At 75.1% G+C, this 14,717-nt stretch carries 17 protein-coding genes and 1 pseudogene; 7 read left to right on the top strand and 11 right to left on the bottom strand.

Features of this window, described 5'->3' with window-relative positions:
• Positions 1-28 precede the first annotated feature (28 nt).
• The gene (locus AC27L3_RS00090; RefSeq protein WP_487232283.1) at positions 29-541 is read left to right on the top strand and encodes a DinB family protein; all 513 of its coding nucleotides are present in this window, start codon (positions 29-31) and stop codon (positions 539-541) included.
• A gap of 93 nt (positions 542-634) precedes the next feature.
• Positions 635-1,330, top strand: coding sequence for a hypothetical protein (locus tag AC27L3_RS00085; protein ID WP_487231861.1), 696 nt, complete (start codon positions 635-637; stop codon positions 1,328-1,330).
• Between the two features lie 47 nt (positions 1,331-1,377).
• Here the strand turns inward: AC27L3_RS00085 and AC27L3_RS00080 are convergent, their stop codons facing one another.
• The 5 genes from AC27L3_RS00080 to AC27L3_RS00060 all read right to left on the bottom strand — a co-directional run bounded on the left by AC27L3_RS00080 (position 1,378) and on the right by AC27L3_RS00060 (position 5,141).
• Positions 1,378-2,064 (bottom strand): uracil-DNA glycosylase, encoded by a 687-nt coding sequence (locus AC27L3_RS00080; RefSeq protein ID WP_487231860.1) that lies wholly within the window; start codon positions 2,062-2,064, stop codon positions 1,378-1,380.
• Positions 2,065-2,165: 101 nt separating this feature from the next.
• Positions 2,166-2,927 carry an SDR family oxidoreductase gene (locus AC27L3_RS00075; RefSeq protein WP_487231859.1) on the bottom strand — a complete coding sequence of 254 codons (762 nt, stop codon included), beginning with the start codon at positions 2,925-2,927 and terminating at the stop codon, positions 2,166-2,168.
• A 67-nt stretch (positions 2,928-2,994) separates the two neighbouring features.
• Positions 2,995-3,756 (bottom strand): 3-oxoacyl-ACP reductase FabG, encoded by a 762-nt coding sequence (gene fabG / locus AC27L3_RS00070; protein ID WP_487231858.1) that lies wholly within the window; start codon positions 3,754-3,756, stop codon positions 2,995-2,997.
• Positions 3,757-3,903: 147 nt separating this feature from the next.
• Positions 3,904-4,320, bottom strand: coding sequence for a DUF3037 domain-containing protein (locus AC27L3_RS00065; RefSeq protein ID WP_365968514.1), 417 nt, complete (start codon positions 4,318-4,320; stop codon positions 3,904-3,906).
• Positions 4,317-5,141, bottom strand: a complete 825-nt coding sequence (locus AC27L3_RS00060; protein WP_487231857.1) for a HipA family kinase — start codon at positions 5,139-5,141, stop codon at positions 4,317-4,319. Before AC27L3_RS00060 ends, AC27L3_RS00065 begins: the two co-directional genes overlap by 4 nt.
• A 129-nt stretch (positions 5,142-5,270) precedes the next feature.
• Between AC27L3_RS00060 and AC27L3_RS00055 the strand changes: the two genes are divergently transcribed.
• Both AC27L3_RS00055 and AC27L3_RS00050 read left to right on the top strand, forming a co-directional pair.
• Complete coding sequence (locus AC27L3_RS00055) at positions 5,271-5,741, top strand: Rieske (2Fe-2S) protein (protein ID WP_487231856.1); 471 nt, start codon at positions 5,271-5,273, stop codon at positions 5,739-5,741.
• 82 nt (positions 5,742-5,823) lie between these two features.
• Positions 5,824-6,288 carry a pyridoxamine 5'-phosphate oxidase family protein gene (locus AC27L3_RS00050; RefSeq protein ID WP_487232282.1) on the top strand — a complete coding sequence of 155 codons (465 nt, stop codon included), beginning with the start codon at positions 5,824-5,826 and terminating at the stop codon, positions 6,286-6,288.
• 55 nt (positions 6,289-6,343) lie between these two features.
• Here AC27L3_RS00050 and AC27L3_RS00045 read toward each other — a convergent pair whose 3' ends face one another.
• Positions 6,344-7,291 carry a LysR family transcriptional regulator gene (locus AC27L3_RS00045; RefSeq protein WP_487231855.1) on the bottom strand — a complete coding sequence of 316 codons (948 nt, stop codon included), beginning with the start codon at positions 7,289-7,291 and terminating at the stop codon, positions 6,344-6,346.
• A gap of 74 nt (positions 7,292-7,365) precedes the next feature.
• Here AC27L3_RS00045 and AC27L3_RS00040 point away from each other — a divergent pair, with 74 nt between their 5' ends.
• Positions 7,366-8,412, top strand: a complete 1,047-nt coding sequence (locus tag AC27L3_RS00040; protein ID WP_487231854.1) for a DMT family transporter — start codon at positions 7,366-7,368, stop codon at positions 8,410-8,412.
• On the opposite strand, the gene AC27L3_RS00035 is transcribed toward AC27L3_RS00040, so the two are convergent.
• On the bottom strand, positions 8,403-9,734 hold the full coding sequence (locus AC27L3_RS00035; RefSeq protein ID WP_487231853.1) for an aminotransferase class I/II-fold pyridoxal phosphate-dependent enzyme: 1,332 nt from the start codon (positions 9,732-9,734) through the stop codon (positions 8,403-8,405). The two genes, AC27L3_RS00040 and AC27L3_RS00035, sit on opposite strands and share 10 nt — an antisense overlap.
• Before the next feature lie 35 nt (positions 9,735-9,769).
• Between AC27L3_RS00035 and AC27L3_RS00030 the strand changes: the two genes are divergently transcribed.
• On the top strand, positions 9,770-10,423 hold the full coding sequence (locus AC27L3_RS00030; RefSeq protein WP_487231852.1) for a pyridoxamine 5'-phosphate oxidase family protein: 654 nt from the start codon (positions 9,770-9,772) through the stop codon (positions 10,421-10,423).
• On the opposite strand, the gene AC27L3_RS00025 is transcribed toward AC27L3_RS00030, so the two are convergent.
• Both AC27L3_RS00025 and AC27L3_RS00020 read right to left on the bottom strand, forming a co-directional pair.
• Entirely contained in the window at positions 10,410-11,381 is a 972-nt protein-coding gene (locus AC27L3_RS00025) for a DMT family transporter (RefSeq protein WP_487231851.1), read from the bottom strand. The two genes, AC27L3_RS00030 and AC27L3_RS00025, sit on opposite strands and share 14 nt — an antisense overlap.
• A 203-nt stretch (positions 11,382-11,584) precedes the next feature.
• Complete coding sequence (locus AC27L3_RS00020; RefSeq protein ID WP_487231850.1) at positions 11,585-12,589, bottom strand: EamA family transporter; 1,005 nt, start codon at positions 12,587-12,589, stop codon at positions 11,585-11,587.
• A gap of 127 nt (positions 12,590-12,716) precedes the next feature.
• Here AC27L3_RS00020 and AC27L3_RS00015 point away from each other — a divergent pair, with 127 nt between their 5' ends.
• Positions 12,717-13,532, top strand: a complete 816-nt coding sequence (locus AC27L3_RS00015; protein ID WP_487231849.1) for a PhzF family phenazine biosynthesis protein — start codon at positions 12,717-12,719, stop codon at positions 13,530-13,532.
• 10 nt (positions 13,533-13,542) lie between these two features.
• On the opposite strand, the gene AC27L3_RS00010 is transcribed toward AC27L3_RS00015, so the two are convergent.
• Positions 13,543-14,280, bottom strand: a complete 738-nt coding sequence (locus tag AC27L3_RS00010) for a CPBP family intramembrane glutamic endopeptidase (protein WP_487232281.1) — start codon at positions 14,278-14,280, stop codon at positions 13,543-13,545.
• A gap of 191 nt (positions 14,281-14,471) precedes the next feature.
• Positions 14,472-14,717: pseudogene (locus AC27L3_RS00005) on the bottom strand (glutamate--cysteine ligase); the annotation flags it as partial.

The raw sequence follows: 14,717 nt of genomic DNA, 5'->3' as shown, positions 1-14,717 counted from the left end.
GGCGTCCATCATGGACGGCATGATCACGATCACGTCGGAACGCCCCAAGCCGTCAACCTACGCCGGGGAACGCGAGATGCTCGAAGGGTGGCTCGACCACCACCGGGCGACCCTCGCCCTGAAGTGCGCCGACCTCACCGACGAGCAGCTGCGCGAGGCGTCCGTGCCGCCGTCCGTCATGTCGCTGATGGGGCTCATGCGACACATGGCCGAGGTCGAACGCTACTGGTTCCGCCGTGTCCTGGACGCCGAGGACGCCCGGCCGATCTACTACACCGACGCCGAACCCGACAAGGACTTCCTCGTCACCGCCGAGGACTCCGGCGACGAGGCGTACGCCACCTGGCAGCAGGAGATCTCCGTGGCCCGGGAGCGGGCCGCGGCCCGCTCGCTGGACGACGCGAGCCTGGGCCGGCACCGCTCGCGCACCGACCCGATCACCCTGCGCTGGATCCTCACGCACATGATCGAGGAGTACGCGCGGCACAACGGCCACGCGGACCTCATCCGCGAGCGCATCGACGGCGCGACGGGCGACTGACCCGCGCGCGGGGCGACCCCGCGCATCGTCTTCGCCCGCGCGGGGCATTCCCAACGCACCCTGCGGGACAGCAGCGTTGGGCGGGTGCATCGAGTGCCCGCTGCGACGGTCTGGGTGGCGGTGGCCATGGCGGCCGCCGCCGGCTGTGTCTCCGTCCCCCGTCACCTGCCCCCGCAGGGCCCGGCCGGTGCGGCCGGCGCGCCCCGGCTGATCCACGGCCCGGACCGCGAGTCCCTGGCCGTCACCGGGCCCGACGCCTCCGGCCCACCGGCGCCCGCCACACCCGGGGCCCCGGCGGGCCCGGACGGTCCGGACGGTCCGGTCGGCCCGGACGGCTCGGCCGGCTCGGCCGGCGGGACGCCCGTACCCGGGCCGGCACCCGGCGCGGTGGGGACCGACGGCCGCGTCGCGCAGCCGCTCGGCGGACCGGGCGACGGCGGCAACAACGGTGGCGCGGCGAGGCCACCTGCCGGTGGTTCTGCCGGCTCCACGGGCCCGGCCCCCTCGGACGACGCGGCGCCTCCCCCGACGCTGTCCGCTCCCCCGCTTCTCACCGCTCCCGCCCGGCCCCCGCGGACTCCCGCCCCGCCGGAGCGCTCCCGGCAGGAGCGGCACGAGGACGATCAGGAGCACGAGCAGGGGCGCGAGCAGGAGCCGCGGCGGGCGGCGCCGCCCGCGGCCCCGCCCGGCCGCGGCGGCACCGGGGTGTGCGCCCTGGGCGAGACGTACGGCCGCTGGCAGCAGGGGGGCGACGCCTCGCGCATCTGCCGCCAGGTCTACGGGCGCTGAGCACCGCGAGCGCCCGGCGGCGGTGCGACGGGGTGCGGTGGGGCGTCTCAGACCTGCAGGTCCGGGATCCGCCAGTCGATGGGCTCGTGGCCCTGGGACGCGATGGCCTCGTTGATCTGGGTGAAGGGCTTGCTGCCCATGAACTTCTTCGCCGACAGCGGCGAGGGGTGGGCGCCCTTGACCACGACGTGGCGCTCCTGGTCGATCAGGGGCAGCTTCTTCTGCGCGTAGTTGCCCCACAGCACGAAGACGGCCGGGTCCTGGCGGGCGGCCACCGCGCGGATGACCGCGTCGGTGAACTTCTCCCAGCCCTTGCCCTTGTGCGAGTTGGGCTCTCCGCCGCGCACCGTCAGCACCGCGTTGAGCAGCAGGACGCCCTGCTCGGCCCACGGCATCAGGTAGCCGTTGTCGGGCACGTCGTGGCCGAGCTCGTCGCACATCTCCTTGTAGATGTTGCGCAGGGAGGGCGGCGTACGGACGCCGGGGCGCACCGAGAAGCACAGGCCGTGGCCCTGGCCGGGGCCGTGGTAGGGGTCCTGGCCGAGGATGAGGACCTTGACCCGGTCGTACGGCGTGGCCTCCAGGGCGGCGAAGACCTCCCCGCGGGGCGGGTACACCGGGGCCTTCGTCCGCTCCTCCTCGACGAACTCGGTGAGCTCCTTGAAGTAGGGCTTCTCCAGCTCCTCGGCGAGGACAGCGTGCCAGGACTCGGGCAGCACGTCGGTGACGGTCACGTCGCAACCTCCGAAGGTTCGTTCCGTTCTCGTGCCAGAACTTACCGGTGGCCACTGACAACGCCGTCCGCACGGTCCTTCCGGCGACCGCCCCGGGGCCTTCAGAAACCGGCGTTGAGGAACAAACCGCCGTCCACGACGAGGGTCTGCCCGGTCACCCAGCCCGCCGCGTCGGACAGCAGGAAGGCGGCGGCGCCGGCGACGTCCTGCGGCAGGCCCAGCCGCCGCAGCGGGTAGGCGGCCGCGGCCTCCTCCTCGCGCCCCTCGTACAGGGCGGCGGCGAACTTCGTCTTGACCACCGCCGGGGCGATGGCGTTGACCCGGACGCCGGGCGCGAACTCGTGCGCCAGCTGCAGCGTGAGGTTGACCATGGCGGCCTTGCTCATGCCGTACGCGCCGACGAACGGGGAGGGCGCGAGACCGGCGACGGAGGCGATGTTGAGGATCGCGCCGCCGTGGTCCTTCTGCCAGGCCTTCCAGGTCTGCTGGGCGAAGCCGAGCGCCGAGACGACGTTGGTCTCGAAGACCTTGCGGGCCACCGCCAGGTCGACCTCGGCCAGCGGCCCGAACACCGGGTTCGTCCCGGCGTTGTTGACCAGGTAGTCCACCCGGCCGAAGGTCTCCATGGCCCGCTCGACGGCGGCGGCCTGGTGGGCCTCGTCGTGGGCCTTGCCCTGCACGCCGACCGCCCGGTCGGCGCCGAGGCGCTCGGTGGCCTCCTGCAGGGCGTCCGCGCTGCGCCCGGTGATCACGACCCGGTCGCCGCGGGCGACGAGCGCCTCGGCGATGCCGTAGCCGATGCCCCGGCTGGCGCCGGTGACCAGGGCGACGCGTCCGGTGCCCTCCTGCTGCGGTGCGCTCATGGTCCTTTTTTCCGTTCCTCGGCCGGGTCGGTCGGTGCGTGGGTCGGTGCTTCGGTCGGTACGCCCGTCAGTCGAGCGGGCCGCCGGCCACGTAGAGCACCTGGCCGGAGACGAATCCGGCCTGCTCGCCGGCGAAGAAGGCGATGGCGTTGGCGACGTCCTCGGGCTCGCCGACGCGCTGCACCGGGATCTGGCTCGCGGCCGCGGCCTTGAAGTCGTCGAAGCCCATGCCGACGCGCTCGGCCGTGGCGGCCGTCATGTGGGTGGCGATGAAGCCGGGTGCGACCGAGTTGGCGGTGATGCCGAACTTGCCGAGTTCCTTGGCGAGCGTCTTGGTCAGGCCCTGCATGCCCGCCTTGGCGGCGGCGTAGTTGGCCTGGCCACGGTTGCCGAGGGCCGAGCTGCTGGAGAGGTTGACGATGCGGCCGAAGCCGGCGTCCACCATGTGCTTCTGGCAGGCGCGCGACATCAGGAACGCGCCGCGCAGGTGCACGTTCAGCACCGTGTCCCAGTCGCTCTCGCTCATCTTGAACAGGAGGTTGTCGCGCAGCACGCCGGCGTTGTTGACGAGGACGACGGGCGGGCCGAGCTCCTCGGCGACGCGGGCGACGGCGGCCTCCACCGCGGCGGCGTCGGAGACGTCGCAGCCGACGGCGAGCGCCCTGCCCCCGGCGCCGGTGATCCGCGCCACGGTGTCCGCGCAGGCCGCCTCGTCGAGGTCGAGCACGGCGACGGCGTACCCGTCGGCGGCCAGGCGCACGGCGGTGGCGGCGCCGATGCCGCGGGCCGCGCCCGTGACGAGGGCGACGCGCTGCTCGGTGGTGGACATGCGGGTACTCCTCAGGTCGGGGGCGGCCCACCCGCCACGGAGCCGCGAGTGAGCAACCGCTCAGTAGCGTCGGTGATCAGACGCTAGAAGCCGCACCACGCACTGTCAACGCCCGATCCGGCCGGGGGCGTGCCCCGGCCGGATCGGCTACTTCACCAGCAGGTCGAGCAGGCGCTCGGACTCCCGCTCCGGGTCGCAGGTCAGCCCGGTGTGCACGGGCCCGGGCTGGACGACCGTGCTGCGGGGGGCGATCAGCCAGCGGAAGCGACGGCCCGCGTCGTCGCACGCCGCCTGGCCGGCGCGCTCGCCGCCCGCGCACACGCCCTCCACCGCGTGCAGCGCTGCGCGCACGCCCGCGACGTCGGCGGTGGGGTCCAGGGCCAGCAGCCGGGCCTCGTCCAGGTGGACACGGGCGGCGACGTACGCCTTGGCCTGGCAGTAGACGACGACTCCGGCGTTGATCTGCTCGCCGCGCTCCACGCGCGGCACGACGCGCAGCAGCGCGTACTCGAAGACCTCACGTGCGGTGCTGCCGTCACGTGCGGTGGTGCTGCGGCCCGTCACTTCGCGGCCTTTCCGTCGAGCCTGACACGTACCCACTCCGGCGCCTGGGAGGGCAGGTCGGCGGTGCGTTCGCCGATGGTGATGCCCGCGCCGACGACCGGTGCGCGCTCCAGCAGCACCTCGACGTAGGCGCGGCGCACGGCGTCGGGGTCGTCGAAGCCCGGCTCCCCGGCCAGCCACTCGTCGGGGACGTCGGCGACGACCTCGGTCAGCAGCTCCTCGGTGACCCGGGGCGCGAGCTCGGCGGCGGCCGCGGCCAGGTCGGGGCGGAAGGTCGCCAGTACGTGGTCGGAGGCGTCGTACGGCTTGGCGGCCGCGGTCCGGGCGCGCGGCCAGTTGTGGTGCCAGATCATGGTGGCCCCGTGGTCGATCAGCCACATCCGCCCGTGCCAGACGAGCAGGTTGGGGTTGCGCCAGGAGCGGTCGACATTGTTGATCAGCGCGTCGAACCAGATCACGCGCCCGGCCTCCACCGGGTCGGGCTCGAAGGCGAGCGGGTCGAAGCCGAGGGCGCCGGGCAGGAAGTCCATGCCGAGGTTGAGGCCGCCGCTGGCCTTGAGCAGCGCCTGGACCTCCTGGTCGGGCTCGCCGCGGCCGATGACCGGGTCCAGCAGGATCTGCGCCAGGTCCGGGATCCGCAGGCCCAGGCGGCGGCCGAGCTGCCCGCAGATCACCTCGGCGACGAGCGTCTTGGGGCCCTGTCCGGCGCCGGTGAACTTCATGACGTACGTGCCGAGATCGTCGGCCTCGACGATGCCGGGGAGCGACCCGCCCTCGCGCAGCGGCGCGACGTAACGGGTGGCCGTGACTTCGGGGAGCATCGCCCCAGGTTACTCGGCATGTCATGGCGTCGTTGAACAGCCGGGGCCGTCCGGCCGTACCCGTCGTCGAACCGGTGGGGCGCGGCTCCTCGCGCCCCACGGGCCCGAGAACAGCGAAGGAAAACGATCATGACGCATTCCTCCCTCGTCCCCGCCGGTGCGACCCGCCGCGGCGTCGTCGCGGCCGCCTCGGCCGCCTCCCTGGCCGCCGTCCTCGCCGCCTGCGGCGGCGGCAGCACGTCCTCCTCCGGCTCCTCGGGCTCCTCGGGCTCCGCCGCCACCGGCGGCGACGGCGACCGGCCGGCGGGCGCGGGCGAGGCGCTGGGCAAGGCGGCGGACGTCCCCGTGGGCGGCGGAAAGGTGTTCGCCGACCGCAAGGTGGTGGTCACGCAGCCGGCGAAGGGCGAGTTTAGGGCCTTCTCCGCGGTGTGCACGCATCAGGGCTGCCTGGTGCAGGACGTCACGGACGGCATCATCAACTGCCCCTGCCACCACAGCCGCTTCTCGGTGACCGACGGCAGCGTGCGCGGCGGCCCGGCCCAGCGGCCGCTGCCCGCGCAGAAGGTGTCGGTCAGCGGGGACTCTCTCGTGCTGGGGTGATTGCGCGGGCCGGCAAAGGGGCCCATCCTTCGTGGCGGACGTCCGGCGGACGGCCGGACGGCGACCGGAGCGGGGGTGGGCCATGCCGGCCGGCCAGCGGCGCGGACGCCGGGCGATGATGACCCCGGCCGAGCTCGACGCCTTCCTGACCGGCAGCCGCACCTGCCGGGTGGCGACGGCCGGCCCGGACGGGCGGCCGCACGTGGGACCGCTGTGGTTCGTCTGGGACGGCGCGGCGGTGTGGCTGTACTCCCTGACCCGCAGCCGGCGCTGGGCGGACCTGCGCCGGGACGCGCGTGTGGCCGTCGTGGTCGACGACGGGCAGGAGTACGGGGAGCTGCGCGGCGCGGAGCTGTCGGGCACCGCCGTCCGGGTCGGGGAGGCGCCGCGCACGGGCGAGCCGTGCCCGGAACTGCACACGCCGGAGCGTTTGTTCGCCGCGAAGTACTTCGGGCTCGCCGCGATCCCCCACGACGGACGGCACGCCTGGCTGCGGCTGACCCCGCAGGCGGTCGTCTCGTGGGACTTCCGCAAGCTCCCCCGCTGACCCGCCCGCCTCCGGCCGCGCCGACGCGGAGGCGGGAGCCGGGCGTCGCCTCCTGTCAGACGCCGGCCGGCACGGCGCCCGCGGCGTCGGCCGGGCAGCGGCCGCCGTGCCGGCTGCCCGCGGCGCGCAGCGCCTCGACGACGGCCCGCACGGAGGGCCGGCGGTCGGCGTCGGCGCGCCAGATGGCGAAGACGTGCCGGCACATCGTGTGCCGTACGGGCACGGTGCGCACGCCCTCCGGCACCGGGCCGCGGCCCAGCCGGGGGGCGACGGCGACGCCGAGCCCGGCCGCGACGAGGGCGAGCTGGGTGGGGTGTTCGTCGGCCATGTGCGAGATGCGGGGCTCGATGCCCTTGCCGCGCAGCGTGGACAGCAGCCAGTCGTGGCAGAACTCGCCCCGGGGCCAGGAGATCCATTCCTCGTCGGCGAAGTCCTCCAGCTCGGCGTCGGGGCGGTCGGCGAGCGGGTGGCCGGCGGGCACCGCGAGGTCGACGGGGTCGTCGAGGACCGGGGTGCGCATCAGTTCCTCGGGCACGGGCAGCGGCTTGTTGTACCAGTCGAGGACGACGGCGAGGTCGATGTCGCCGCTGACCACGCGGGGCACGGCCTCGTCCTGCTCCATCTCCACCAGGCGCGTGCGCAGCTGGGGGTGCTCGGTGCGCAGCCCGGCGAGGACGGCGGGGAACAGGCCGCGGGCGGCGGTGGGGAAGGCGCCGAGCAGCACCTGCCCGACGGCGTGCCCGCGCTGGGCCTCCAGGTCGGACTGGGCGAGCTCGACCTGGGAGAGGATGCGCGAGGCGTGCTCGGCGAGCAGCCGTCCGGCGTCCGTCAGCCGCACGCCGCGGCCGCTCTTGACCAGCAGTTGCTGTCCGGCCTCCCGTTCGAGCTTGGACAGCTGCTGGGAGACCGCGGACGTGGTCACGTGCAGGCCCTCGGCGGCGCCGCTGACGGATCCGTGGCGGGCGACGGCGTGCAGGGTGCGCAGGCGCTCCAGGTTCAACATGTAAGCGATGCTACGCGAAGCCCTCAAGATTAATTCGCTTGTCCTACGAGATTCCGGCCTTCATTGTGGGTGTCATGAGCACCGTCGCACCGCCTGGGCCCCCTGCCGCTTCCTCCCCATCCACCACTCCGGACACCTCCAGCGCCCCCGCTCCCACCGGCCGGGGGCGCACCGCTGTCGACTGGCGGATCCGCTTCGGCGTGCTCTCCGTGATCTGGGGCTTCAGCTTCCTGTTCATCAAGGTCGGCACCGACGGCTACGCGCCGCCGTACGTGTCGTTCGGCCGGATGTTCTTCGGCTCGGCCGTGCTCGCCGTGGTGCTCCTGGTTAAGCGCGACCGGCCGCCGCGGCCGCCGCGCACCTGGGCGCACCTGGCGGTGGCCGCCTTCCTGTGCAACGCCTTCCCGTTCACGCTCTTCGCCTACGCCGAGCTGACCATCCCCTCGACGCTCGCCGGGATCTGCAACGCCACGACCCCGCTGTGGGGCATGCTGGTCGCCCTGGTGGCGCTCTCGGAGGACCGCCCGACGCGGCGCCGTTTCGCCGGTCTGGGGCTCGGCTTCGTCGGCGTGCTGGTGGTGCTGGGGATCTGGCAGGGCTTCTCCGGCCAGGACCCCAAGGGCACCGCGATGGCGCTGATCGCCTCCGCCAGCTATGCGGTGGGCTGGGTCTACGTCCGGCGCACCCTGTCGGGCACCGGTGACTCCCACCTGTCGATGTCGGCCACGCAGCTGTTTCTGGGGGCCGTGCAGCTGGCCGTCGTCGCCCCGCTGATCAGCCCGCTGCCGACGGCGCTGCCCGTGATGCCGCTGCTGGCGGTCTTCGCGCTGGGCGCGCTCGGCACGGGGCTCGCCTTCCTGATGCAGTACGGGCTGGTGGCCGAGGTGGGGCCGACGACGGCGACCATGACGACGTATCTGATCCCGGTGGTCGCGACGGGGGCCGGGGTGCTCGTCCTGGGCGAGCGGCTCACCTGGAACGTGCCGCTCGGTGCCCTGATCGTGCTGGCCGGCGCCTGGCTGACGCAGAGCAGGGGCCCGGGCGGCCGGACGGACGACCGCGGGAACGTGGTGGCCCGGTCCGCCGCGGACGCCGACGGGAGCAAGGCCGCTCAGTCGTAACGCCCGGCAGGCAGGGGGAAGGTCGCCGACGCCACCGCGTCGGCGACCTTTTCCATGTCGGCGACGGTCAGCGGCGAGACGGTCAGGCGTATCCCGGGCGGCGAGGCGAGGCGGAAGCGGGCACCGGGCGACACGCCCCAGCCGGCCTGCAGCAGCCGCGTCACGACCGCCGTCTCGTCGGGCACCGGCACCCAGACGTTCATGCCGCTGCGGCCGTGGGCGGCGATCCCCCGCGCGCGCAGCGCCGCGACGAGCGCCTCGCGCCGGCGCCCGTACGAGGCGGCCACCTCGGCGGCGTCCACCGCCCCGGTGCGCCACAGGTGCAGCACGGCGTCCTGCAGCACGTGGCTCACCCAGCCCGAACCGAGCCGCTGCCGCCCGCGGACGCGGTCCATGGTGACGGCGTCGCCGGTGAGCACGGCCAGCCGCAGGTCGGGCCCGTAGGCCTTGGCGACGGAACGCACGAGCGCCCAGTGGGTGGTGGCGCCGGCCAGGGGGTGCAGCGGCAGGTCGACGATGCCGTGGGCGTGGTCGTCCTCGACGAGCAGGGTGTGCGGGTGCCGGGCGAGGACGGCGCGCAACGCGCGGGCGCGGCCGGCGCCGATGGCGGCGCCCGTGGGGTTCTGCGCGCGGCAGGTGACGATCAGGGCGCGGGCGCCCTGGGCCAGTGCGCGGTCGGCGGAGTCGGCGAGCGGGCCGTCGTCGTCGACGGCCACCGGCACGGCCCGCATGCCGAGCGCGGGGACGAGGTCGAGGACGCTGCCCCAGCCCGGGTCCTCCACGGCCACGGCGTCGCCGGGCCGCAGGTGGGCGGCGAGCACGCGCTCGATGCCGTCGAGGGAGCCGGAGGTGACGGCGAGCGGGCCCCGGGGCACGCCGTCGTGCGCGAGGGCCGCCCGGGCCGCCTGCTCGAACTCGCTGTCCACCGCGGGCCGGCCGTACAGGACGGGGTCGGTGCGGGCGCGCTCGGCCGCGGCGGCCAGGGCCGCGCCGAGCGGCGGCAGCAGGGCGGGGTCGGGGCTGCCCCCGGAGAGGTCGCGCGCGCTGTCGGGCACCTCGACGCGCAGGGCGTCGCGGGGCGCGCTGGCCGGCCGGTGGCGCACCCGGCTGCCGCGGCGGCCGGCGGTCTCGATCACGCCGCGGTCGCGCAGCATGCGGTAGGCGGCGGCCACGGTATTCGGGTTGACCCCCAGCTCGACGGCCAACTCCCGCATGGGCGGCAGCAGTTCACCCGGAGGGAGCTTCCCCTCGCCCACGGCCCGCTCCACGCTCGCCGAGATGTCGGCTGCGCGGCGTCCCTCGATCCGATACTCTCCTAGCACAAAACACAGTATGCACTAGTGCAATGGAGCCTGCAATGTCGTACGAGCAGACCGAGCGCACCACTCCCACCCGCTACCGCGAGCGCGCCCGCTACGACCGCGCGACCGTCCATGCGATCCTCGACGACGGCTACGTGTGCCACCTGGGCTTCGTGCGCGACGGCGCGCCCGTCGTCCTGCCCACCCTCTACGGGCGCGTCGGCGAGCGCCTGTACATACACGGCTCCACCGGCTCGCGGCCGTTGCGCGCGGCCGGCGAGGCCCCCGAGCCCGGCATGCCGGTCTGCGTGACCGTCACGCACGTCGACGGGCTGGTCCTCGCCCGCTCCGCCTTCAACCACACCCTCAACTACCGCTCGGTGGTGATCCGGGGCACCGCCCGGCCGGTGACGGACGCCGAGGAGCTCGCCACGGCCCTCGACGCCCTGGTCGACCAGGCGGTGCCGGGGCGCTCGGCGGACTGCCGGCCCGCCACCCGCAAGGAGGTGGCCGCGACCGCGGTGCTGCGCGTGGACCTGGCCGAGGTCTCCGCCAAGATCCGCAACGCCCCGCCGGTCAACGACGCCGCGGACGCGGCCCTGCCGCACTGGAGCGGCGTCGTGCCCGTCACCACGGTGTACGGGGCGCCCGTCCCGGCCCCCGACCAGGACCCGGGCGCCCTCGTGCCCGCCTACCTCACCGGCCGCTGACCACCGCGTCCCCGCCACCGCGGGCCTCGGCGACGGCGAGCGCCGCCACCGCGCCCAGCAGCACCGCCGTGCCCAGCGCCGTGGTGGCGGACAGCCGTTCGCCGAGCAGGAGCACCGCGATGACCGCCGCCGTCACCGGCTCCAGCAGGGTGATCACCGCGACCGTGGTGGCCCGCACGACCACGAGCCCGGCGAAGAAGAGTCCGTACGCCAGCGCCGTCGGCACCGTCACCAGGTAGCCCAGCAGCCCCAGGGTGCGCCCCAGGTGGTGCGCCGAGGGCCACAGGCCCTCGGCGACGGCCGGCGCCAGCAGGCACACCGTGCCCACCGCGAACGACGTCACGGTGGTGGTCAGCGGATCGGTGCCCCGGCCCGCGCGGCCCAGGTGCCGGGAGTGCAGGGTGAGCACCGCGTAGCCCGCCGCCGAGACCAGGCCCCAGGCGACACCGGCCGGGCGCACGCCGCCCGCGGCGTCACCGCCCAGCATCAGTACGGCGAGGCCGGCGACCGCCCCCGCCACGGCCGTGCGGCCACCGGCGCCGAGCCGCTCGCCCGAGGTCAGCCGGCCGCCCAGGGCGACCAGGACGGGGCAGGCCCCGAGGGTGACGACGGTGCCCACCGCCGTACCGGTGCCGTCGACGGCGGCGAAGTAGGCGGCCTGGAAGACGGTCAGCCCCAGGCCGGTGACCGTCACGCGCGCGAACCGCCGCCCCCACGGCTCACGCGCGCCCCGCGGTTGCGGGGCACGGCGCGGGCGCAGGGCCCGTACCGCCAGCAGCAGGACGAGCCCGCCGGCGGTGCGCCAGAAGGTCAGGGCCAGGGGGCCGAGGCCGCTGCCGGCGAAGACCAGCGCGGCCGTCGCACCGGTCGTGCCCCAGGTGGCGGCCGCCACGGTCACGAAGAGCAGCCCCCGGCCGACGGACGGGCCGGGGACGGAGGGAAGGGGTGCAGAAGCCACCGGAACCGCCGAAGGGCGTGCCGGGGCGGAGGAGTCGTGCACGACTGTTCTCCCGCGAAGAGGACGGAAAAGATCACGTGGTCCGTCTGCGGGCAGCACCGACCGGCCCGGGAGCCTTGTGCCCCGGGCCCGGTGTGCGAGGAGCGGCCGCCCGCGCTACGCGGCGGGAGGCGGCAGAACAGTCATGGGCATGATCGCGCAGCCTAGGCCCTGCCGGCGTCGCCGGACAACTCCCGTCCGGCGGTGGCCTCCCCGGCGGCCTGGCCCATCCCCCGGGCCACCGGTTCCGACGGGGCCTTGCGGGGCGTCGCGGTCTGGGCGACGAAGGCCCCGAGCACCACCATGGCACCGCCCGCGGACTGCGCGGCCGAGAGGTGCTCGCCGAGCAGCACCCAGGCCAGGACGGTGGCGACGACCGCCTCCAGGCAGGCGACGACCCCGGCGACCTGCGGGGAGAGCCGGCGCACCGAGAGCACGCCGGTGACGTACGCCGCGACGGTCGCGACCAGCACCACCCAGCACACCAGCACCACGGCCGGCACGTTCGTACCGTTCATCCGGGCGCTGCCCGCGAGCACCGCCCAGTCCATGGCCCAGGGGCGGGCGAGCACCGTCAGCAGGGCGGCGCCGCCGAGAAGTCCGAAGGCCACGACGCCCAGCGGGTCCGCGCCGCCGTCCGCGTCCTCGCCGCCGTGGTCGGCGAGGACGAAGTAGCCGACCTGGCAGCAGGCCGAGCCCAGGCCCAGCAGCAGGCCGAGGGTGTCGAAGGCCAGCCCGGCCCACACCTCGACGACGCAGGCCAGGCCGGCCGCGGCGAGCACCACGCCGATCACGGCCGCCCGGCTCACCGGCCGCCGCTGCACGAACCGCACCCAGCCCAGCAGGAGCGCCGGGCCGAGATACTCGACGAGCATGGCGACCCCGACCGGGATACGGGATATCGCCCCGAAGTAGCACGCCTGCACGCCCGCCACCGCGAGCAGCGCGAACCCCGCCAGGAGCGCGGGGCGGCGCGTGAGCAGGGCGCGATGGCGCCAGGCCACGGGCGAGAGCACCAGCGCCGCGCCCGCCACGCGCAACCACACCACCTCCAGCGGGTTCAGGCCCGCCTCGATGAGCGGCTTGGCCGCGACCCCCGAACCCCCGAACGCCAGCGCGGAGACCAGGGCGAGGCCCAGGCCGGCGCTTCTTCTCTCAGACGCTTGCATCGCGGCATCATGTCAGTGATCGACAGGACCGTCACCCCTTTGCGGTCCTGGCGCCCCCTCGGGAATCCGGTCCACTGCGCGCCGATTGGCCATGGCCCACGGCCGCGGTCGTCCGTACGGTCCGGGCATGCGGATTCGTATCGTCGACGCCTTCACCGACCGTCCCTTCACCGGCAATCCGGCCGGCGTCCTGCTGCTGGACTCCGACGCCTTCCCCGACGCCGCGTGGATGCAGCACGTGGCGACCGAGGTCAACCACGCCGAGACGGCCTTCGCCCACCGCCTGCCGGACGGGGGGCCGGCCGACTGGGCGCTGCGCTGGTTCACCCCGGCCACCGAGGTCGACATGTGCGGCCACGCCACGCTGGCCACCGCGCACGTCCTGCGCACCACGGGCGCGGCCACCGGCACCGTGCGCTTCGCCGCCCGCTGCGGGGTGCTCACCGCGACGGCGCACGAGGACGGCACGATCACCCTGGACTTCCCGACCGCGCCCCTGACCCCCGTCGAGGTGCCCGAGGACATCGCCGAGGCCCTGGGCGCGGTGCCGCTCAGCGCCCATGACACCGGCCCGCAGGTGGGCGACCTGCTGGTCGAACTGCCCGACGAGCACAGCGTGCTCTCCCTGACCCCCGATCTCCACGCGCTCGGCCACCAGGCGCGCCGGGGTGTGATCGCCACGGCTCCCGCCGAGGACCCCGCGCGCGGCTACGACTACGTCTCGCGCTGCTTCTTCCCCAACGTGGGCATCGACGAGGACCCGGTGACCGGCAGCGCGCACACGGCCCTGGCGCCGTTGTGGTCCGGCCGGCTGGGCGTCCCCGACCTGACGGGACGCCAGGCGTCCGCCCGCGGTGGTCTGGTCCGTACGGCGCTGCGCGGCGAGCGGACGCTGCTGACGGGCTCGGCGGTGACCGTGATCGACGGCGAGCTGCTGGCCTGAGCGGGCGGCGTCAGGCGGTGGGCAGCCAGCCGACCCTGCCGGCCAGGAGCGCGTACCCGACGAAGGCCACGACGTCGATGAGCGCGTGCGCGGCCACCAGCGGCCCCACCCGCCGCCAGCGCCGGTACAGCAGGACGAAGACGACGCCCATCACCATGTTGCCGACGAGGCCGCCGATGCCCTGGTAGAGGTGGTACGAGCCGCGCAGGGCGGCGCTGGCGGCCAGGGCGGCCGCCGGCGACCAGCCCAGCTGCCCGAGCCGGCGCAGCAGGTAGCCGACGACCACGACCTCTTCGAGCACCGCGTTCTGCACGGCGGACAGGATCAGTACGGGGATCCGCCACCACACGTGGGGCAGGTGCTCGGGGACCACGGTCAGGTTCAGGCCGGCCGCCCGGACGGCGAGGTAGAACAACAGCCCGGTGCCGCCGATCGCCGCCGCGAGGCCGGCGCCGCGGGTGAGGTCGAAGCCGGGCCGGGTGCGGTCGAGGCCGATGGCCCGCGGCCCGGCGCCCTCGCGCAGCAGCAGGTGGGCGACGAGGAGGACGGGCACGAGCGCGGTGGCGATGCCGAACAGCTGCCAGGCCAGGTCGAGCCACGGACGGCCGGGCGCGTGGGAGGCGTTGAGGGTGGCGGCCTGGTGCTTCAGGCCGCCGGGCCGGGTCGCCGCCCCGATGAAGCTGATCAGTGCGGCGACGGCGCTGGCCCCGAGCGAGAGGGCCAGCACGATCAGCAGCTCGGACCGCATCACGGGCCGGGGCAACGCCTCGCCGGGCCACGGCCCGCCGGCGCCGCCCGGCGCGCTGCCGGGCGCGGTGCCCGCGCCGCCGTCGGGAGCGTTGTGCCGCACTGCCGCCTCCGTCTGCCCATGTCGTGCCCGTCCGGTCGTCACAGCTTGCCCGACCGTGGGCACCGGGGACGAACCGGGGCGGGCGCGGGTCAGCCGCCGGCGCCGTCCGGCCAGGTGTGCACGGGGTCGCCGGTGCGCATCAGCTCGCAGTACTCCCGGGTGGTGGCCGCCAGCGCCTGCTCGCGGTCCAGGCCCCGCTCCCGGGCGCGGTGGTAGGTGGCGGCCTGCCAGGAGGCGCCGTTGACCCGGCGCCGGCAGCGGCCTTCGATGATGCCGAGGTAGTGGTCGCGGTCGGCGGGCTCGACGCCCCACGCGGCGAGCCCCGCCGCGGCGAG

The organism is Streptomyces sp. PKA51, assembly GCF_057552455.1.
The sequence above is the reverse complement of the archived record's forward strand: the minus strand, read 5'-3'. Positions and strand labels throughout refer to the sequence as shown.

Bases quoted from the DNA above. Each gene is read 5' to 3' on its own strand.
- AC27L3_RS00075 (WP_487231859.1), bottom strand. From the start codon at position 2,927: ATGAGCGCACCGCAGCAGGAGGGCACCGGACGCGTCGCCCTGGTCACC.
- fabG (WP_487231858.1), bottom strand. From the start codon at position 3,756: ATGTCCACCACCGAGCAGCGCGTCGCCCTCGTCACGGGCGCGGCCCGC.
- AC27L3_RS00060 (WP_487231857.1), bottom strand. From the start codon at position 5,141: ATGCTCCCCGAAGTCACGGCCACCCGTTACGTCGCGCCGCTGCGCGAG.
- AC27L3_RS00055 (WP_487231856.1), top strand. From the start codon at position 5,271: ATGACGCATTCCTCCCTCGTCCCCGCCGGTGCGACCCGCCGCGGCGTC.
- AC27L3_RS00050 (WP_487232282.1), top strand. From the start codon at position 5,824: ATGCCGGCCGGCCAGCGGCGCGGACGCCGGGCGATGATGACCCCGGCC.
- AC27L3_RS00045 (WP_487231855.1), bottom strand. From the start codon at position 7,291: ATGTTGAACCTGGAGCGCCTGCGCACCCTGCACGCCGTCGCCCGCCAC.
- AC27L3_RS00040 (WP_487231854.1), top strand. From the start codon at position 7,366: ATGAGCACCGTCGCACCGCCTGGGCCCCCTGCCGCTTCCTCCCCATCC.
- AC27L3_RS00030 (WP_487231852.1), top strand. From the start codon at position 9,770: ATGTCGTACGAGCAGACCGAGCGCACCACTCCCACCCGCTACCGCGAG.
- AC27L3_RS00020 (WP_487231850.1), bottom strand. From the start codon at position 12,589: ATGCAAGCGTCTGAGAGAAGAAGCGCCGGCCTGGGCCTCGCCCTGGTC.
- AC27L3_RS00015 (WP_487231849.1), top strand. From the start codon at position 12,717: ATGCGGATTCGTATCGTCGACGCCTTCACCGACCGTCCCTTCACCGGC.
- AC27L3_RS00010 (WP_487232281.1), bottom strand. From the start codon at position 14,280: ATGCGGTCCGAGCTGCTGATCGTGCTGGCCCTCTCGCTCGGGGCCAGC.